We start from the raw sequence: 17,327 nt of genomic DNA on the forward strand, positions 1-17,327 counted from the left end.
TGGCACTCAAGAAAAGGAGAAATCGTGGAACGTCGTTCATTCCTCAAGAAGGCAGGCGTGGGCCTCGCCGCGGGCGCCGCAGCCGGCGTTGCATCCAGCCCCGTCGTGGCCGCCCCGGCGGTCCATACCGGCCTGCCCGAGATCAAGTGGCGCATGACCTCGAGCTTCCCGCGCGGCGTCGACACCCTGTTCGGCAGCGCCGAGCTGCTGTCGACCCGCGTCAGCGAGATCACCGGCGGCAAGTTCGACATCCGCGTCTATCCGGCCGGTGAGCTGCTGCCCGCCCTGCAGGCGCTCGACGCCGTCCAGCAAGGGACGGTCGAGATGAGCCACACCTGCTCCTACTACTACACCGGCAAGGACAAGGCCTTCGGCTTTGGCACGGCGATCCCCTTCGGCCTCAACGCGCGCCAGATGGACGCCTGGATCATCGCCGGCGGCGGCCAGGAGCTGCTCGACGAGTTCTACAGCAACTACAACATCCGCTCCTTCCTCGGTGGCAACACCGGCGTGCAGATGGGTGGCTGGTACCGCAAGGAGATCAACACCGTCGCCGACATGAACGGCCTCAAGATCCGCATCGCCGGTCTGGGCGGCGAGCTCCTCGCGCGCATGGGCGCCGTGCCCCAGCAACTCGCCCCGGGTGACATCTACACGGCGCTCGAGAAAGGCACGATCGACGCCGCCGAATTCGTCGCGCCCTACGACGACGAGAAGCTCGGCCTGCACAAGGTCGCGCCCAACTACTACGCCCCCGGCTTCTGGGAGCCCGGCCCCGCGGTGCACTTCTTCGTCAACAAGCAGGAATGGGACAAGCTGCCGAAGGAATACCAGGCCGCCTTCCAGGCCGCTTCGCGCGAGGCCCACATCCTCATGACCGCGAGCTACGACCACAAGAATCCGCAGGCGCTGGCCCGCCTGCTGAGCCAGGGCGTGAAGCTGCAGCGCTTCTCCAACGAAATCATGAAGAAGGCCTACGACCTCAGCCAGGAGATGTACGCCGAGGAGTCGGCCAAGAACCCGGCGTGGAAGAAGATCTACACCGAGTTCGTGAAGTACCGCCAGTCGCAGAACGCCTGGTTCGGCGTTGCCGAGGCGAGCTACGACCGCTTCATGCAGTCGATCCGCTAAGCTCGACAGCCACCCGCCTTGTGCAAGGGAAGAGCCCACCCGGGCTCTTCCCTTTTTCGGACCCCACACACGCTTATGACGACCCCGACAGCCCCCCCCGCCGATGCCGGCATCGCGTGCACGCTCTGCCTGGTCCGCCACGGCGAGACGGACTGGAACGTGGAGCGGCGCCTGCAGGGACACATCGACATCCCGCTCAATGAGCGTGGCCAGGCCCAGGCCGAAGCCACCGCCCGAAGCCTGGCGGGGACGCGCTTCTCCGCGCTGTACTGCAGCGACCTTGCCCGCGCGCGCCAGACCGCGGCCGCGATCACGCGCCGCCATCCAATGCCGGAAACCACCGACGCCCGCCTGCGCGAGCGCCACTACGGCATGTTTCAGGGGCTCACCTACGACGAGGCGGCGCACCGCCACCCCGAGTTCTATCGTCGCTTCAAGGCGCGCGACCTCGACTTCGCGTTTGCCGAACGGGGCGAGAGCCTGCACGAATTCGCCGAGCGCATCCGCGCCGCACTGCAAGATATTGCGCTGCGCCATCGCGGCGAACATGTGCTCGTCGTGACCCACGGCGGCGTGCTGGACATCGCCTACCGCATTGCCGCCGGCCGCGAGCTGGAGTCGGCGCGCGACTTCCCGATTCCCAACGCGGCATTGAACTGGATCGAGCATCAGCCGGCAGGATGGCGGCTGCTGGCGTGGGCCGACGAGCGCCACCTGGAGCACAGCCTGGACGAACTCCCCAACGGCTGATTTAACGGCCGTGGCATTTTTCACGAAAAATTCAGCAAATCAGGGTTTTCCTCGGCTCCCTTTGCGCCCCGACCCCTTCCTATAATTCAACGAGTTTTCGCCGTTCAGGCCCACTCGCCGAACGCCTCCCCCCCGCAACAAGGAGACACCGTGGAACGTCGCAAATTTCTACAGGGCACCGGCATTGCCGGCATTCTGGCGGCAGGCGCCGCCCCCGCCATCGTGCATGCACAGGAGCAGATCCGCTGGCGCCTGGCGTCGAGCTTCCCGAAATCGCTCGACACCGTCTTCGGCGCCTCGGAGGTGTTCGCGAAGAATGTGGCCGACGCGACCGGCGGCAAGTTCAACATCACCGTCTATCCGGCCGGCGAGCTGGTGCCCGCCTTCGGCGTCGTCGATGCCGTCCAGCAGGGCACGGTGGAGGTCGCCCACACTGCGCCCTACTACTTCTTCGGCAAGGACGAAACCTTCGCCCTCGACTGCGCCGTGCCCTTCGGCATGACTTCGCGCGCAATGACGGCGTGGATGTTCGAAGGCAACGGTCTCAAGCTGTTCCGAGAGTTCTACGCCCAGTTCAACATCGTCAACATCCCCTGCGGCAACACCGGCGCGCAGATGGGCGGCTGGTACCGCAAGGAGATCAAGTCGGTCGCCGACCTCAACGGCCTCAAGTTCCGCGTCGGTGGTTTCGGTGGGCGCGTGCTGAGCAAGCTCGGCGTGGTGCCCCAGAACATCCCCGCCGGCGAGATCTACCAGTCCCTGGAAAAGGGCACCATCGATGCCGCCGAATGGATCGGCCCCTATGACGACCTCAAGCTCGGCCTGCACAAGGTTGCCTCCAACTACTACTTCCCGGCGTGGTGGGAAGGCAGTACCCAGTTCTCGCTCTATATCAACGACAAACAGTGGAACGGCCTGTCGAAGGAGTACCAGGCCATCGTGCTGCAGGCGGCCTCCAACGCACATATCCATTGCCAGGCGCGTTACGACGCCCGCAACCCGACTGCGCTCAAGCAACTCGTTGCCGAGGGCGCCAAGCTGAGCCGCTTCCCGCGCGACGTGATGGACGCCGCGTTCAAGGCCTCGCGCGAGGTCTATGACGAACTCAACGACAAGAACCCGAACTGGAAGAAGATCTTCCCCGACTACGCGCGCTTCCTGGCTGATCAGGTGCAGTGGGAGTCGGTCGCCGAAGGCAACTACTCGCAGTACCTGGCCGCACAGAAGCTGTAACATGGCGCGGCGCTCCCTGGCCCCCGGTCGCGGAGCGCCCCGCTGCCTCACCCCTGCATCATTGCGTCACCCCTGCGCACCGAGCCTGCTACCCGCAGCGCTCGGTGTCTTTGTCCTTTCACGCTTCCAGGCTACCCCATGGGAACGCTCCTCCGCCTCTCCCGGCTGATCGACGGATTGAGCCGTCTGGTCGGCAAGACGACGCTCTGGCTCGTCCTTGCCGCCTCGCTCATCAGTGCGGCCAATGCCGTCATGCGCAAGGCCTACAACATCAGTTCGAACGCCTACCTCGAAATCCAGTGGTATCTGTTTGCGGGCGTGTTCCTGCTCGGCGCGGGCTATGTCCTGATGCAGAACGCCCATGTCCGCATCGACGTGGTCGCGAACAAGCTGAAGATGCGCACGCGCATCCTGATCGACATCATCGGCATCGTCGTCTTCCTGCTGCCGATGTGCTGGTTCATGATCGAATTCTCCTGGCCCCTGGTGCGCAACGCCTTCGTGTCCGGCGAGGTCTCGTCCAACGCGGGCGGCCTCATTCGCTGGCCGGTATACGCCATGGTGCCGACCGGCTTTGCGCTGCTCGCGCTGCAGGCGGTGTCCGAACTGATCAAGCGTGTCGCCTTTCTGCGCGGTCTGGCACCCAACCCGCTGCTGCGCGGCGGCCACGACACCGGCGCGGCGGAGCATGCCGCTGAAGGCGAGGCCCATAAATGATCGAGCTGCTCTCTTCCAGCCTGCCGCAACTGATGTTCGTGGCCCTGGTCATCTTCCTGCTCACGGGTTTTCCGGTGGCGTTCTCGCTGGCCGCCACCGGGCTCATGTTCGGCTTCATCGGCATCGAACTGGGCCTGCTGCCGGTCAGCCTGTTCCAGGCCCTGCCGCTGCGGGTCTTCGGCATCATCCAGAACGACACCCTGCTCGCGATCCCCTTCTTCACGCTGATGGGCCTCATCCTCGAGCGCAGCGGCATGGCCGAGGATCTGCTCGACACCGTCGGCCAGGTCTTCGGGCCGGTGCGCGGTGGCCTGGCGCTGGCGGTGATCCTGGTCGGCGCCCTGCTTGCCGCGACCACCGGCGTGGTGGCGGCCTCAGTGATCTCGATGGGCCTGATCTCGCTGCCGATCATGCTGCGCTATGGCTACAGCCGCGCGATCGCCAGCGGCGCGATCACCGCTTCGGGCGCGCTCGCGCAGGCCGTGCCGCCCTCGCTGGTGCTGATCGTGATGGCCGACCAGCTCGGCCGCAGCGTCGGCGACCTCTATCGCGGCGCCTTCGTGCCCGCCTTCATGCTGATCGGCATGTATGTGCTGTTCATCATCGCGCTGGCGATGTTCAAGCCGAAGATGCTGCCCGCCCTGCCCCCCGAGGCGCTGCGCTATCGCGAACCGGACGGCAGCTCGGGGATGCGCTCGCTCGGCGTGTTCTTCGCCGTGGTGGCGGGCCTGACCACCGCGTTCGGCCTGTTCTACGCGGAGATCATGACGGCCTTCACCGGCAGCGAGGTCTCCCCGGCGCTGGACGAGACCCTCGTCGTGGCACTGACCGTGGGGACGCTGATCGCCTTCGCCGCCGCGCTCGTCAACAAGGTGCTGCGCTTCGGCCTGCTGTCACAGATCACCGAGCGCGTGACCTTCGTCCTGATCCCGCCGCTGGCGCTGATCTTCCTCGTGCTCGGCACTATCTTCCTCGGCGTGGCGACGCCCACCGAGGGCGGGGCGATGGGGGCCGTCGGTGCGCTGCTGATGGCCTTCGTGCGCCGCCGCCTCGATTTCGCGACGCTCAAGCGCGCGCTCGAATCCACCGCACAGCTGTCGACCTTCGTGCTCTTCATCCTGATCGGCTCCACGCTGTTCAGCTTCACCTTCATCGCGGTCGACGGCCAGATCTGGGTCGAGCACCTGTTCGACAAGCTGCCCGGCGGCGAGATCGGCTTCCTGCTGTTCGTGAACCTGATGGTGTTCGTGCTGGGCTTCTTCCTCGACTTCTTCGAGATCGCCTTCATCCTGATCCCGCTGCTGGCGCCGGTGGCAGAGAAGCTCGACATCAACCTGATCTGGTTCGGCGTGATGCTGGCGATGAACCTGCAGACCTCCTTCCTCACGCCACCCTTCGGCTTCGCGCTGTTCTACCTGCGCAGCGTGGCGCCGGTCGGCAGCTTCCTCGATCGCGTGACTGGCAAGCGGGTCGAGGGCGTGAAGACGATGGACATCTATCGCGGCTCGATTCCCTTCGTGATCATCCAGCTCATCATGCTCGGCCTGCTGCTCGCCTTCCCGCAGCTGGTGACCTTCAGCCTGGACAAGCCGGTCCAGTTCGACCCCGACACGATGCAGCTCGAGATACCGGGCAACTTCGGCGGCGGGGGCTGGGACGACGACAAGGACGGCTGGTAAGCCGCGTCCAGCCCCGATACGGAGCGCGCATCTCGAGGGATGCGCGCTTTTTTTTGTGCACCGCCGCCGTGATAAACTCCGCGCTCGAAATCAACCTTTCAGAGTCCGCACCATGTTCTCCGCGCAAGACACCCTCGCCAAGGTCGATCCTGAACTCTGGGCCGCCGTGCAGGCAGAAAACCGCCGCCAGGAAGACCATATCGAGCTCATCGCTTCCGAAAACTACGTCTCCCATGCAGTCATGGAGGCCCAAGGCTCGCAGCTCACCAACAAGTACGCCGAGGGCTATCCCGGCAAGCGCTACTACGGTGGTTGCGAGCACGTCGATGTGGCGGAACAACTAGCGATCGACCGTCTCAAGGCGCTGTTCGGTGCGGAAGCCGCCAACGTGCAGGCGAACTCGGGCTCGCAGGCCAACCAGGCGGTGCTGATGGCCTTCGCCAAGCCGGGCGACACCATCATGGGCATGAGCCTGGCCGAGGGCGGCCACCTCACCCACGGCATGCCGCTGAACATGTCGGGCAAGTGGTTCAATGTCGTCGCCTATGGTCTCAACGCCAAGGAAGAGATCGACTACGAGGCCATGGAGCGCCTGGCGCGCGAGCACAAGCCGAAGATCATCATCGCCGGCGCCTCGGCCTACGCGCTGCGCATCGACTTCGAGCGCTTCGCGAAGATCGCCAAGGAAATCGGCGCCATCTTCTGGGTCGACATGGCGCACTATGCCGGCCTCATCGCCGCGGGGTTCTACCCCAACCCGGTACCGCACGCCGACGTCGTCACCTCGACCACCCACAAGACCCTGCGCGGCCCGCGCGGCGGCATCATCCTGATGAAGGCCGAACACGAGAAGGCGCTGAACTCGGCCATCTTCCCCGGCCTGCAGGGCGGCCCGCTGATGCACGTCATCGCCGCCAAGGCGGTCGCCTTCAAGGAAGCGGCCACGCCCGAGTTCCGCAACTATCAGGAGCAGGTGATCGCCAACGCGCGCGTGATGGCGCGTGTGCTGTCGGAAGAGCGCGGCCTGCGCATCGTCTCCGGGCGCACCGAGAGCCACGTCTTCCTGGTCGACCTGCGCAACAAGAAGATCACCGGCAAGGCCGCAGAGGCGGTGCTGGGCAGCGCCCACATCACGGTGAACAAGAACTCGATCCCGAACGACCCCGAGAAGCCCTTCACCACTTCGGGCATCCGCATCGGCTCGCCGGCGATGACCACCCGCGGCTTCACCGAGATCGAGGCCGAGAAGATCGCCCACCTGATCGCCGACGTGCTCGATGCACCGGAAGATGTGGCGGTGATCGAGCGCGTGCGCGGCCAGGTCGCCGAGCTGTGCGCGAAGTTCCCGGTCTACGGCAAGTAAGCCGCGCGGCGGGCTGGGCATCGAGACGAAGCCTGCCCCGCCCGCCAACGCCTTCCGGCCATGAAATGTCCCTTCTGCGCTGACCCCAACACCCAGGTCACCGATACGCGCGAGAACGAGGACGGCGACGTCGTCAGGCGTCGCCGTCGCTGCGTGAAATGCGACAAGCGCTTCACGACGTATGAACGCATCGACCTGAAGATGCCGCACATCGTCAAGCGCAACGGCAATCGCACCGAATTCGACCACGCCAAGCTCGCCGGCAGCATGAAGCTCGCGCTGCGCAAGCGCCCGGTGACGATCGAGGACATCGACGCTGCGGTGGACCGCATCGAGGCGCGCCTGCTGTCGATGGGCGAGCAGGAGGTGCCGAGTGAGAAGATCGGCGAGCTGGTCATGAAGGAGCTCAAGAAGCTCGACAAGGTCGCCTACATCCGCTTTGCCTCGGTGTATCGCAACTTTGCCGATGTGGACGAATTCTCCGAAGTGATCCGCGAAGTGCAGAGCCGCCCGCGGCGCAGCCGCAGCAACCCGAGCGCGGCGCCGCCGACCGGCGAAGATGACCTTTTCGGCAACTGACCACGCGGCCATGGCGCGGGCGCTCGCGCTTGCCGCGCGCGGGCTCGACACCACCCCGCCCAATCCGCGTGTGGGCTGTGTGCTGATCAAGGACGGCGAGATCGTCGGCGAGGGCTGGCACCGGCGCGCCGGCGAGGCCCATGCCGAGATCCACGCCCTGCGCATGGCGGGAGCGCGGGCGCAGGGCGCCACCGCCTATGTGAGCCTCGAACCCTGCTCCCACTTCGGTCGCACGCCGCCCTGCGCGGACGCCCTCATCGAGGCCGGCATCGCCCGCGTCGTTGCCGCCATGGAAGATCCCAATCCGCTCGTGGCCGGCCGCGGCATGGCGCGCCTGCGCGCCGCCGGCATCGTCACCGAGCACGGCCTGCTCGAGGCCGAGGCGCGCGAGCTGAACATCGGTTTCGTGTCGCGCATGGCGCGCGGACGGCCCTGGCTGCGCCTCAAGGCGGCCGCTACGCTGGACGGCAAGACCGCACTCAACAACGGCGTCAGCCAATGGATTACCGGCGCTGCCGCGCGCCGCGACGGCCATCGCTGGCGCGCACGTGCCTGTGCCGTCCTCACCGGCATCGGCACCGTGCGTGAGGACGACCCGCAACTGACGGTGCGCGACGTCCCCTGCGAACGCCAGCCGCTGCGCATCCTGATCGACGCCCGGCTCGACGTCTCGCCCCAGGCTCGCATCCTGCAGGGCGCGCCGGTGCTGATCGCCACCGCGGTCGAGGACGCTGCACGCATGGCGCCGCTGCTCGATCGCGGCCATCAGTTCGTGGTGACGGCGAACCAGGCGGGAAAGGTGGACCTACCCGCCCTGCTGCAGGAACTCGGTCGCCGCGACATCAACGAGGTGCATGCCGAGGCGGGGCTCAAGCTCAACGGCTCGCTGCTGCGCGAAGGCTGCGTGGACGAACTGCTGCTCTACCTGGCACCGATGCTGGCGGGCGACCTGGCCCAGGGGCTGTTCAATCTGCCCGAACTGGCCAGCCTGCAGGGCGCCACCCGCTTGAAGATTCACGACCTGCGCATGCTCGGCGAGGACCTGCGCCTGATCGCCAGGCCGCTCGCTGCGGCCTGAAGCCTGAGCCGCCGCCGGTGATCAGGCCGCAGCGCACACCGCGCAGCCTGGATCCTTGCCCAGGCTGATGCTGCGCCACTCCATGCCGAGCCCATCGAGCAGCAGCAGGCGGCCATCGAGCGAGGTGCCGCAGCCGATGATCAGCTTCAAGGCCTCGGCGGCCTGAGTCGTGCCGATCATGCCGACGATGGGCGCGAACACGCCCATCACTGCACAGCGCACCTCCTCCAGGTCCTCGCCCTCGGGGAACAGGCAGTGATAGCAGGCGCTGCCCGGCTTGCGCAGATCGAACACCGAGACCTGGCCATCGAAGCGGATTGCGGCACCGGAAACGAGCGGCTTGCGGTACTTCACGCAGGCCCGGTTCACCGCATGGCGGGTGGCAAAGTTGTCGCAGCAGTCGAGCACCACGTCGGCGCGTGACACCTGCTCCTCCAGCGCCGCGCCTTCCAGGCGCTGCTGCAGGCCCTCGACACGAGTGAGCGGGTTGAGCCGGCCCAGCGCCAAGCGTGCCGACTCGACCTTGGGCGCACCGACCATCTCCGCCGTATGCATGATCTGGCGTTGCAGGTTGGTCAGGTCGACCGTGTCGTCGTCGGCGATCGCGATCGTCCCCACCCCCGCGGCCGCGACGTACAGCGCCGCCGGCGAGCCCAGGCCACCAGCGCCGACGATCAGCACCCGCGCATCGAGCAGCGCCTGCTGCCCCTCGACGCCAATCTCGGGCAACAAGATATGGCGGCTGTAGCGCAGCAGCTGTTCGTCATCCATTGCTGAGGCTCACTTGTACTCGCGCAGCTCGGGCGGTGTGTCGTCGTGATCGCCGTGCTCATGGTGATCCCAGGCCTGGATGTAGACCTCGTGCGACTGCTTGATCAGGCGCTCCGGGGACAACAGGTTGTGGCGCTGGGTTTCTTCGCTGAAATAGATGATTGCGCGCACCAGCTTGAAGTAGAGCGAGTTCTCGAGCGCAAAGCCGGCATCACGCAGCGCGTCTTCGAGTGTTTCGAGCGAATAGTCGAGCACCGAGTAGCGCACGACGATGCTCAAGGGCTCATCCGTACGCTCGATGTGAAGCCCCTTGAGCATGCGCAGGGCAAGCCAGGCGCGCTCGACCTGCCCCGGCGGCAGCGGCTTGAAGCGGATCTCGCGCTGCTTGTGAATATCAGCCCCGGGCACGGGACGGTCATGATGCCGGCCGGCCAGCTTGTAGGCGGTCTCCCTGCGCATCATGCCCCTCCCGAGCTCATGGATTATTTTTCATTTTGGACGATCTGCTCACCCTTGAGAAGGCGGATGGCCTGCTGGAGCTGGAAATCGTTCTCGCCCGCGAGCTCGAAGCGCACCGGCTCGGCTTCGTCCGCTCCGTCGGCCGGTGCGCGTGCGCCCTCGGCCTTCTGTCGCGCCTCGGCCTCGGGATCCTTGTCGTTGCCCAGGTGCCCCTGCAGGTCGGCTTCGCGCATGCGCCGGCTCGAGCCATTGGCGGTTTCCTCGACCACGATGTCGGGCTCGATGCCCTTGGCCTGGATCGAACGCCCGTTCGGCGTGTAGTAGCGCGCGGTGGTGAGCTTGATCGCGGTGTTGTTGTTGAGCGGCAGGATGGTCTGAACCGAGCCCTTGCCGAAGGTCTGGGTCCCCATCACGGTCGCCCGCTTGTGGTCCTGCAGGGCGCCAGCGACGATCTCCGAGGCCGACGCCGAGCCGGCATTGACCAGCACCACCATCGGCACATCCTTGGCCACGGCCGGCAGGCCACGCAGGAAGTCGTTGCGCGTCCCGCGCAGGTAGTCGGCCGGAATCGCGCGGTATTCGCGCTTGGCGTCCTCGGTGCGGCCGTCGGTCGACACCACCAGCGTGTTGGCCGGCAGGAAGGCCGCAGACACTCCGACCGCCCCGTGCAGCAACCCACCCGGATCGTTGCGCAGATCGAGCACCAGCCCCTGCATCTCGCCCTCGGCGGCGAGCCTGTTCAGGTGATCGACCACCGCAGCCGCGGTGTTCTCCTGAAACTGGGCCACGCGCAGATAGCCGAAGCCAGGCTCGATCACCTTCGAGCGCACGCTCTGCACCTTGATGACCTCGCGCGTGAGGGTGAGCACGATCGGACGCGACTCACCCTTGCGCATGATGGTCAGCGTGATGTCGGTGCGCGGCTTGCCGCGCATGCGCTTGACCGCATCGTTCAGGCTCATGCCCTTGACCGGCGTATCGTCGAGCTTGACGATCAGGTCGCCGGCCATCACGCCGGCGCGAAAGGCCGGCGTGTCTTCGATCGGCGAGATGACCTTGACGAAGCCATCCTCCATGCCGACCTCGATGCCGAGGCCACCGAACTCGCCCTGCGTACCCACCTGCAGATCCTTGAAGGCCTCCGCATCGAGATAGGCCGAGTGCGGATCCAGGCCCGACAGCATCCCACTGATCGAGTCGGTAATGAGCTTCTTGTCCTCGACCGGCTCGACATAGCCCTGCTTGATCGCGTTGAAGACGTCGGCATAGGCGCGCAATTCATCCACCGGCAGCGGCACCTGGGTGCTGCGATCGGCGTTGGCGGAGAAATTGAGGCTGATCATGACCCCGGCCACCATGCCGGTCATCACCAGGCCAAACTGCTTCAGCTTGCTGCGCATGAAAACTCCATTGGTTCGCCGACGCTTGCCGCCAGCCCTACCGTCAGAACTAGTTGAGTCGCACCCACTGCATCGGGTCCAGAGCCTGCCCTTGGTGACGGATCTCGAAGTATAAACCCGAATCCCCGCCCACCCCGCTGCTGCCCACGCTGGCCACGGCATCCCCGCCCGCGACCCGGTCGCCGACCTCTTTCAGCAAGGCATCGTTGTTGCCATAGATCGAAAGGTAGTCGCTGCCGTGATCAATGATGAGCAGGTTTCCATAGCCCCGCAGCCAGTCCGAAAACACCACCTCGCCCTCGGCCACGGCACGCACGTCAGCCCCGACCCCGGTACGGATGAAGACACCCTTCCAGGTCGTGCCGCCGTCTGCTCTTGGAGCACCGAAGCGGCCAACGAGTTCGCCGCGCACCGGAAGCCGCAACTGGCCACGCAACTGGGCAAAACGTACGCCGGTCGGCGTGGGGCCCGCAGTGGCGCGCACCTCACCCACCACTGGCTCGGCCCGCCGCGCAGCGGCGGCCGCAGGGGGCGCGGGCGGCTGGCTGCGCGCGCGCTCGGTGCGATCGGCCGCCGCGCGCTCCTCGGCGGCGCGGCGTGCGGCCGCGCGCTGCTCTGCCAGGCGGCGGGCCGCCTCGCGTGCAGCGGCCTCGCGCGCACGCCTGACCAAGGTATCGATGACCTTGGCCAGGCGTTGCTCGTCCTGCTGCAGGCTGCTGACCTCCTTCTTCTGCGTCTGCAACTGGCGCGAGATCTCGGCCAGCGCCTGCTTGCGCCGCGCCTGCACCGACTCGAGCTCGGCGCGGCGACTGCGCTGCTCGGACTCGAGCGCAACCAGGCCATCGCGGCGCGCCTGGATCTGCGCGGCACGCGCGGCGGTCTCGCGCAGGTCGGCGCGCAGCCCCTCGATGAGGGCAAGGCGGGCACGCCCGAGGTGTTCCAGATAGCGTGCGTCGCGCGCGAGCTGGTTCGGATTCTGAGCCGACAGCAGCGGCGCCACGCCGTCGGCCGCGCCATGCATGTAATGACGCCGCAGCCATTCACCGAGCTCATCGCGGCGAGACGCGACGCGCGCCTCCGTTGCACGCTGCTCGGCCTCGAGCAGGTTCAGCTGCTTTTCGGTGTCCTTGCGCTCTGATTCGAGGCGGGCAAGCTCGCGCCGCACGCGCGACACGCCACGCTCGGCCTCTGCCAGCGCGTTGGCCGCACCGGAGCGGCTGGCCTCGGTGCGCGCCATTTCCTGCTGCAGGTCACGGATGCGCTTCTTGAGGTCATCGAGGTCAGAGCGCCGCTCGACAATCTCGCCGCTGACCTGGGCATGAGCATTCCCGGGCAGACCACCACCCAGCCACCCCGCCAGCCCCGCGAGCACGACCAGCGACCACCACCCAGCCATCACATGCGACACCGAGCACACTCCCGGCTCAAGGCCGCAAGCCCGCGGCTGCCGGCAAGCGCAGGACCGCTTGCGCAGTGAGGGAGCGCGCCGGCGTGGAATGAGGCGGATGTGAACATGGACGGCACTTCCCGTTCTGCGGCATTGATGGTTGCGCGCGCAGCGCGTCTTCCCTGCATCAGGGCAACGCAATATTTTATACTATCGCTTTGCCCGAGCTGGCCCATCGTGACCAAAGACGACATATTCGCCCTCATCGACAAGCATGAGCACATCGAGACCGCGGCGCGCGCGCTGAAGGCGATCGCTCATCCGCTGCGTCTCAAGATCCTGTGCGTGCTCGGTGACGGCGAGGAGTGCGTGCAGGACATCGTCGAGGCCGTCGGGACCTCGCAGAGCAACATCTCCCAGCACCTCGCGATCCTGCGCGACAAGGGCGTGCTGCAGACGCGCAAGGACGCCAATCGCGTCTATTACCGTGTCGGCGACCAGCGTACGCTGCAGCTCATCGTGCTCATGCGCGAAGTCTTCTGCGGCGTCGAGCCGGACGGGCATTGAGCCCCACAGCCGACCCACTCACCCCAACCGGAGTCTGACCTTTCGTGGAATTCCTGCAACAAAACTGGTACTGGGCCGCGCTGGCCGCCGTCTCGGGTGCCTGGCTGATGGCCGACCTCATCCGCAACCATGGCGACAAGAGCCAGCTTTCGCCGGTCGAGGCGACACTGCTGGTCAACCGCGAGGACGCGGTCATCATCGATGTGCGCGAGCAGGGCGAATACGCCCAGGGCCACATCCCCAATGCCCGCCACATCCCGCTGGGCGAACTCGAACGCCGCAGCAAGGAGCTGGAGAAGTGGAAGACTCACCCGGTGATCCTGTGTTGCGCCACCGGCGCACGCTCGGGCACGGCGATCAAGCAGCTCAAGCAGGCAGGCTTCGAGAAGCTCTTCAACCTGCGCGGCGGCATGATGGAATGGCAGAAGGCCGGGCAGCCAGTCAGCCGCAAGAGGAAGTGAGCATGCAGCCCGTCGTGCGCATGTACGCCACCGCCACCTGCCCCTACTGCATCCGCGCCGAGCAGTTGCTGCAGCACAAGGGCGTGAGCGCGCTGGACAAGATCCGTGTCGATCTCGAACCGGCGCGCCGCGAAGAAATGATGAAGGCAAGCGGACGGCGGACGGTTCCACAGATCTTCATTGGCGACTACCATGTCGGTGGCTGCGACGACCTGTTCGAGCTCGACCGCGCCGGCCGGCTTGACGGCCTGCTGCGCGGAGAGCCGGCCTGAGTGCCGCGCAGCGCAGCCGAACATGGGCCTGGCGCCCGCAGCCGATAGACCACCGCGCGACTGCCCTGCCCGGGGCAGCCGCCTCAACCTCCCACCGAACCCTCAGCGGACCCTCATTCATGTCGGAAAATACCCAACCCGTCTTCTCGATCGAAAAGCTCTACGTCAAGGACCTGTCGCTGGAGGTGCCGGGCGCGCCCAAGATCTTCCTCGAGCGCGAGAACCCGCAGATCAACGTGCAGCTGCGCACCTCCGGCCAGGCCGTCGACGACGGCGTGTATGAGGTGACCCTGACCGTCACGGTCAACGCCAAGATCGGCGAGGACCGCAGCCTGTTCCTGGTTGAAGTCGCCCAGTGCGGCATCTTCCAGATCCGCAACGTTCCCGAGTCCGATCTCGAGCCGGTGATGATGATCGGCTGCCCGAACATCCTCTTCCCTTACGCCCGCGAAGCGGTATCGGATGCAGTGACGCGCGCGGGCTTCCAGCCGGTCCTGCTGTCGCCGGTCAACTTCGAGGCGCTCTACCAGTCCCAGCGTCAGCAGGGAGCCCAAAGCCCCGCCGGCGAAATCCCGATCCAGTGAGGCCCTGACCATGAGCCGCGAGCGTCGCAGCCCCACAGGCTGGCCGGCAGGGCTGCAGGGCCTCGCCTTCCTCTTCCTGAGTGCGGCCTCCGGCCTGGCTACTGCGCAGGGCATTCAGTTCCGCTCTGCCGGCGAAGGGGTCGTCGTGCGCGATGCGCCCTCGCCGCAGGGCCGCCAGCTGTTCGCATTGCGCGCCGGCACCCCGCTCGAGGTCATCGTCATCCAGGATGGCTGGGTCCGCGTACGCGAGCCGGGCGGCACCTTGAACTGGGTCGAGGAGCGCACGCTGGTACCGCGCCGTACCGTCATGGTGTCCGTCGACCGGGCGACGATCCGGCGCGAGGCGCGCGAAGATGCCGCCCCCAGCTTCGAGGCGGTGCGCAACGTCGTCCTCGACCTGATTGAACCCGCTGCGCCCGGCTGGGCCCGGGTCCGCCACCGCGGCGGGCTTGAAGGCTACGTGCGCGTCAACGAGGTCTGGGGCCTGTGAGCGGCTCCCGCATTGCGGTCTTCGGCGCCGGCGCGTGGGGCACGGCGCTCGCACAGGCCTTCAGCGCGAGTCATCGGGTGAGCCTGTGGGGCCGCGACCGGCTGCACCTGAGCGAGCTCGCCCGCACGCGCGAGAACCATCGCTACCTTCCCGGCGTCGCGCTGCATGACGCGCTCATCGTCGAGCCCGATTTCGACACCGTGGCACGCAACGCCGACCTCCACCTCGTCGTCACCCCGCTGTCTGGCCTGCGCGACACCGTCCGCCGCCTTCAACGGCTGCAGCCCGGCACACCGCTGCTCTGGGCGTGCAAGGGCTTCGAGGCCGGCAGCGGCCGCCTGCCCCACGAGATCATCGCCGAGGAGCGCGGCGATGCGGCCGCCTGCGGCGTACTCACCGGGCCGAGCTTCGCCGCTGAGGTCGCGCGCGGCCTGCCCGCCGCGGTGACGCTGGCAGCACGCGATGCGGCCTTCGCCAGGCACTGGGTCGGCGTGCTACACCAGCCGCGCCTGCGCATCTACGCCAACACCGACCTGATCGGATGCGAGATCGGCGGCGCGGTCAAGAACGTGATCGCGATTGCCGCCGGCGTCGCCGACGGCATGGGCTTCGGCCTCAATGCTCGCGCCGCCCTGATCACTCGCGGCCTGGCCGAAATCGCCCGCCTCGCCCAGGCGCTCGGCGGCCGCAGCGAAACCTTGATGGGGCTCGCCGGCATGGGCGACCTCATCCTCACGTGCACCGGCGACCTGTCGCGCAATCGGCGCGTTGGCCTGGCGCTGGCCGAAGGGAAGACCCTGGACGACATCCTGCGCGAACTCGGCCACGTCGCCGAAGGGGTGTCGACGGCGCGCGAAGTCGTGCGCCTGGCCCATCGCCACGGTGTCGAGATGCCGATCTGCGAGGCGATCGACGCCCTGCTCCACCACGGCCTCAACGCCCGCAGCGCGGTCGAGCGCCTGCTCGCCCGCGACCCGCGCGAAGAATAAGCGCATCGCGGGTCGCGCCAGGCGCGCGCTCGACCTACTGTGCCACTGCGCCAGCGAAGCCGTGCTGGCGCCAGGCCTCATACACCACCACCGCCACCGCATTCGACAGGTTGACACTGCGATTGGTCGGGCGCATCGGAATGCGGATGCGGCACTCGGGCGCGAACGTCTGCAGCAGCGCATCAGGCAGGCCGCGACTCTCCGGACCGAACAGCAAGGCATCCCCCTCGCGATACTCGATCAGGTCATGACGTCGGCTACCGCGGGTGCTGAGCGCAAACATGCGGCGCCCGCTCAGGGCAGCCGCGCACTGTGCCCAGTCCGCATGCACGCTGACGCAGGTGAGGTCGTGATAATCGAGCCCGGCCCGCGCAAGCTGCTTGTCGGAGAGGTCAAAACCAAGCGGGGCCACCAGATGCAGGCGCGAACCGGTATTGGCGGCCAGCCGGATGATGTTGCCGGTGTTGGGCGGGATCTCGGGTTGGTAGAGGACGATTTCGAACATCGGCGTCGGGTCGGCAGGAGGGAGCGGACGGAGCTGCGCGCAAGGTGGCGGGCGCCGAGCGGGCCGTCACTGTAAACCAGCGCTCGCCACTCAGTAAGGGGCAGGGGTACGAGCCACGACCAGATTACCCACCCACACCGCACCGCGGCCTTTCAGGCAGCGTGCGAGCTCGTCGAGCGTCGCCCCGGTCGTCATGACGTCGTCGACAACGATCACCCGCTGGCCGTGCAGGTCCTGGTCGCAGACGAAGGCGCCGCGGGGGTTGCGCTGGCGTTCTTCGCGACCGAGACCAGCCTGGGCGGGAATGTCGCGCACCTTGCTCACCAGCGCGAGCGCCAGCGGCAGCGCCCGACTGCGCGCCAGGGGCCGCGCCAACTCGACGGCCTGGTTGAAGCCGCGCTCGGCCAGACGTCGCGGATGCAGTGGCATCGGCAGCAGCAGCTCCGCATCGGCGCCGAAGTCGCGCCCGAGTTCGCGCAGCTCGGCGGCAAAGTAGGCCACCAGTGCGAGCTGGTGACGGTACTTCAGGGCATGCACCATGGCATCGACCGGAAAGGCAAAATCGTACAGTGCCCGCGTCGCATCGTAGGCCGGCGGCCTGCGCACGCAGGCGGCGCACAGCCCGCCGCCGAGACCGGGCAAGGCACAGCGCGGACAGGCGGTGGATGGACGCCGTGGCAAGGCCTGCCTGCACGGCGTACACAGGGCATCGCCGCCCGAACTCGAACCGCAGGCAAAGCAGCGCTGCGGCGCGACGAAGTCGGCAACACGTTGCCACAGCGCAAGCAGAGCGGGGGTCGGGTTTGACAAGATTTCGGCCGATGAAAGAACATGCGGGCCTCGCAATTACAGCCCGGAACGCACACAATGACAATGGTTTCAGCTCCGAGCGACCGCGACAGGCCGACGACG

The 17,327-nt window shown here is 66.9% G+C and carries 20 protein-coding genes; 14 read left to right on the forward strand and 6 right to left on the reverse strand.

Annotated elements, in window-relative coordinates; translation table 11 throughout:
- The first annotated feature begins 24 nt into the window (after nucleotides 1–24).
- The 8 genes from ACMV5O_RS18195 to ribD all read left to right on the forward strand — a co-directional run bounded on the left by ACMV5O_RS18195 (nucleotide 25) and on the right by ribD (nucleotide 8,530).
- Nucleotides 25–1,131 carry a TRAP transporter substrate-binding protein gene (locus ACMV5O_RS18195; RefSeq protein WP_416164805.1) on the forward strand — a complete coding sequence of 369 codons (1,107 nt, stop codon included), beginning with the start codon at nucleotides 25–27 and terminating at the stop codon, nucleotides 1,129–1,131.
- A gap of 75 nt (nucleotides 1,132–1,206) precedes the next feature.
- A complete protein-coding gene (locus ACMV5O_RS18200) occupies nucleotides 1,207–1,881 on the forward strand; it encodes a histidine phosphatase family protein (RefSeq protein ID WP_416164806.1) in 675 nt (224 codons plus the stop codon).
- Nucleotides 1,882–2,031: 150 nt separating this feature from the next.
- Nucleotides 2,032–3,114, forward strand: coding sequence for a TRAP transporter substrate-binding protein (locus tag ACMV5O_RS18205; protein WP_416164807.1), 1,083 nt, complete (start codon nucleotides 2,032–2,034; stop codon nucleotides 3,112–3,114).
- Nucleotides 3,115–3,252: 138 nt separating this feature from the next.
- Nucleotides 3,253–3,831, forward strand: coding sequence for a TRAP transporter small permease subunit (locus tag ACMV5O_RS18210; protein ID WP_416164808.1), 579 nt, complete (start codon nucleotides 3,253–3,255; stop codon nucleotides 3,829–3,831).
- Nucleotides 3,828–5,510 (forward strand): TRAP transporter large permease, encoded by a 1,683-nt coding sequence (locus ACMV5O_RS18215; protein ID WP_416164809.1) that lies wholly within the window; start codon nucleotides 3,828–3,830, stop codon nucleotides 5,508–5,510. The genes ACMV5O_RS18210 and ACMV5O_RS18215 overlap by 4 nt, the downstream gene beginning before the upstream one ends.
- Nucleotides 5,511–5,622: 112 nt before the next feature.
- Nucleotides 5,623–6,873 (forward strand): serine hydroxymethyltransferase, encoded by a 1,251-nt coding sequence (gene glyA, locus ACMV5O_RS18220; RefSeq protein WP_416164810.1) that lies wholly within the window; start codon nucleotides 5,623–5,625, stop codon nucleotides 6,871–6,873.
- A gap of 60 nt (nucleotides 6,874–6,933) precedes the next feature.
- Nucleotides 6,934–7,452 carry a transcriptional regulator NrdR gene (nrdR, locus tag ACMV5O_RS18225; RefSeq protein WP_416164811.1) on the forward strand — a complete coding sequence of 173 codons (519 nt, stop codon included), beginning with the start codon at nucleotides 6,934–6,936 and terminating at the stop codon, nucleotides 7,450–7,452.
- The gene (gene ribD / locus ACMV5O_RS18230; RefSeq protein ID WP_416164812.1) at nucleotides 7,433–8,530 is read left to right on the forward strand and encodes a bifunctional diaminohydroxyphosphoribosylaminopyrimidine deaminase/5-amino-6-(5-phosphoribosylamino)uracil reductase RibD; all 1,098 of its coding nucleotides are present in this window, start codon (nucleotides 7,433–7,435) and stop codon (nucleotides 8,528–8,530) included. Before nrdR ends, ribD begins: the two co-directional genes overlap by 20 nt.
- A gap of 21 nt (nucleotides 8,531–8,551) precedes the next feature.
- Here ribD and ACMV5O_RS18235 read toward each other — a convergent pair whose 3' ends face one another.
- Genes ACMV5O_RS18235 through ACMV5O_RS18250 form a run of 4 tightly spaced genes read right to left on the reverse strand, consistent with a single transcriptional unit; the run spans nucleotide 8,552 to nucleotide 12,568 of the window.
- Entirely contained in the window at nucleotides 8,552–9,301 is a 750-nt protein-coding gene (locus tag ACMV5O_RS18235) for a HesA/MoeB/ThiF family protein (protein WP_416164813.1), read from the reverse strand.
- 9 nt (nucleotides 9,302–9,310) lie between these two features.
- Nucleotides 9,311–9,760: a hypothetical protein gene (locus ACMV5O_RS18240; protein WP_416164832.1), complete on the reverse strand. Its 450-nt coding sequence runs from the start codon at nucleotides 9,758–9,760 to the stop codon at nucleotides 9,311–9,313.
- Between the two features lie 23 nt (nucleotides 9,761–9,783).
- Nucleotides 9,784–11,160, reverse strand: a complete 1,377-nt coding sequence (locus ACMV5O_RS18245) for a S41 family peptidase (RefSeq protein WP_416164814.1) — start codon at nucleotides 11,158–11,160, stop codon at nucleotides 9,784–9,786.
- 49 nt (nucleotides 11,161–11,209) lie between these two features.
- Entirely contained in the window at nucleotides 11,210–12,568 is a 1,359-nt protein-coding gene (locus ACMV5O_RS18250) for a murein hydrolase activator EnvC family protein (protein WP_416164815.1), read from the reverse strand.
- Between the two features lie 216 nt (nucleotides 12,569–12,784).
- On the opposite strand from ACMV5O_RS18250, the gene ACMV5O_RS18255 reads away from it, so the two are divergent.
- From ACMV5O_RS18255 to ACMV5O_RS18280, 6 genes are all read left to right on the forward strand, one after another.
- Nucleotides 12,785–13,114, forward strand: a complete 330-nt coding sequence (locus ACMV5O_RS18255) for a metalloregulator ArsR/SmtB family transcription factor (protein ID WP_324540737.1) — start codon at nucleotides 12,785–12,787, stop codon at nucleotides 13,112–13,114.
- A 44-nt stretch (nucleotides 13,115–13,158) separates the two neighbouring features.
- Nucleotides 13,159–13,575 (forward strand): rhodanese-like domain-containing protein, encoded by a 417-nt coding sequence (locus ACMV5O_RS18260; protein ID WP_416164816.1) that lies wholly within the window; start codon nucleotides 13,159–13,161, stop codon nucleotides 13,573–13,575.
- A 2-nt stretch (nucleotides 13,576–13,577) separates the two neighbouring features.
- Nucleotides 13,578–13,847, forward strand: a complete 270-nt coding sequence (gene grxC, locus ACMV5O_RS18265) for a glutaredoxin 3 (protein WP_324540740.1) — start codon at nucleotides 13,578–13,580, stop codon at nucleotides 13,845–13,847.
- A 119-nt stretch (nucleotides 13,848–13,966) separates the two neighbouring features.
- Nucleotides 13,967–14,431 carry a protein-export chaperone SecB gene (secB, locus tag ACMV5O_RS18270; protein ID WP_416164817.1) on the forward strand — a complete coding sequence of 155 codons (465 nt, stop codon included), beginning with the start codon at nucleotides 13,967–13,969 and terminating at the stop codon, nucleotides 14,429–14,431.
- Nucleotides 14,432–14,441: 10 nt separating this feature from the next.
- Nucleotides 14,442–14,921 carry an SH3 domain-containing protein gene (locus ACMV5O_RS18275; RefSeq protein ID WP_416164818.1) on the forward strand — a complete coding sequence of 160 codons (480 nt, stop codon included), beginning with the start codon at nucleotides 14,442–14,444 and terminating at the stop codon, nucleotides 14,919–14,921.
- Nucleotides 14,918–15,910, forward strand: coding sequence for an NAD(P)H-dependent glycerol-3-phosphate dehydrogenase (locus tag ACMV5O_RS18280; protein ID WP_416164819.1), 993 nt, complete (start codon nucleotides 14,918–14,920; stop codon nucleotides 15,908–15,910). Before ACMV5O_RS18275 ends, ACMV5O_RS18280 begins: the two co-directional genes overlap by 4 nt.
- A 34-nt stretch (nucleotides 15,911–15,944) precedes the next feature.
- On the opposite strand, the gene ACMV5O_RS18285 is transcribed toward ACMV5O_RS18280, so the two are convergent.
- Nucleotides 15,945–16,415: a tRNA (cytidine(34)-2'-O)-methyltransferase gene (locus ACMV5O_RS18285; protein WP_416164820.1), complete on the reverse strand. Its 471-nt coding sequence runs from the start codon at nucleotides 16,413–16,415 to the stop codon at nucleotides 15,945–15,947.
- 90 nt (nucleotides 16,416–16,505) lie between these two features.
- Nucleotides 16,506–17,225, reverse strand: coding sequence for a ComF family protein (locus tag ACMV5O_RS18290; RefSeq protein WP_416164821.1), 720 nt, complete (start codon nucleotides 17,223–17,225; stop codon nucleotides 16,506–16,508).
- Between the last annotated feature and the right edge of the window lie 102 nt (nucleotides 17,226–17,327).

Origin of the sequence: Thauera sp. WH-1, from assembly GCF_047806685.1 — a bacterium.
Taxonomy (GTDB): domain Bacteria; phylum Pseudomonadota; class Gammaproteobacteria; order Burkholderiales; family Rhodocyclaceae; genus Thauera.

What these genes read in the sequence shown, in the direction of transcription:
- ribD (WP_416164812.1), top strand. Translation starts at nt 7,433, where the DNA reads ATGACCTTTTCGGCAACTGACCACGCGGCCATGGCGCGGGCGCTCGCG.
- ACMV5O_RS18245 (WP_416164814.1), bottom strand. Translation starts at nt 11,160, where the DNA reads ATGCGCAGCAAGCTGAAGCAGTTTGGCCTGGTGATGACCGGCATGGTG.
- secB (WP_416164817.1), top strand. Translation starts at nt 13,967, where the DNA reads ATGTCGGAAAATACCCAACCCGTCTTCTCGATCGAAAAGCTCTACGTC.
- glyA (WP_416164810.1), top strand. Translation starts at nt 5,623, where the DNA reads ATGTTCTCCGCGCAAGACACCCTCGCCAAGGTCGATCCTGAACTCTGG.
- ACMV5O_RS18235 (WP_416164813.1), bottom strand. Translation starts at nt 9,301, where the DNA reads ATGGATGACGAACAGCTGCTGCGCTACAGCCGCCATATCTTGTTGCCC.
- ACMV5O_RS18210 (WP_416164808.1), top strand. Translation starts at nt 3,253, where the DNA reads ATGGGAACGCTCCTCCGCCTCTCCCGGCTGATCGACGGATTGAGCCGT.
- ACMV5O_RS18215 (WP_416164809.1), top strand. Translation starts at nt 3,828, where the DNA reads ATGATCGAGCTGCTCTCTTCCAGCCTGCCGCAACTGATGTTCGTGGCC.
- grxC (WP_324540740.1), top strand. Translation starts at nt 13,578, where the DNA reads ATGCAGCCCGTCGTGCGCATGTACGCCACCGCCACCTGCCCCTACTGC.
- ACMV5O_RS18240 (WP_416164832.1), bottom strand. Translation starts at nt 9,760, where the DNA reads ATGCGCAGGGAGACCGCCTACAAGCTGGCCGGCCGGCATCATGACCGT.
- ACMV5O_RS18275 (WP_416164818.1), top strand. Translation starts at nt 14,442, where the DNA reads ATGAGCCGCGAGCGTCGCAGCCCCACAGGCTGGCCGGCAGGGCTGCAG.
- ACMV5O_RS18200 (WP_416164806.1), top strand. Translation starts at nt 1,207, where the DNA reads ATGACGACCCCGACAGCCCCCCCCGCCGATGCCGGCATCGCGTGCACG.
- nrdR (WP_416164811.1), top strand. Translation starts at nt 6,934, where the DNA reads ATGAAATGTCCCTTCTGCGCTGACCCCAACACCCAGGTCACCGATACG.
- ACMV5O_RS18285 (WP_416164820.1), bottom strand. Translation starts at nt 16,415, where the DNA reads ATGTTCGAAATCGTCCTCTACCAACCCGAGATCCCGCCCAACACCGGC.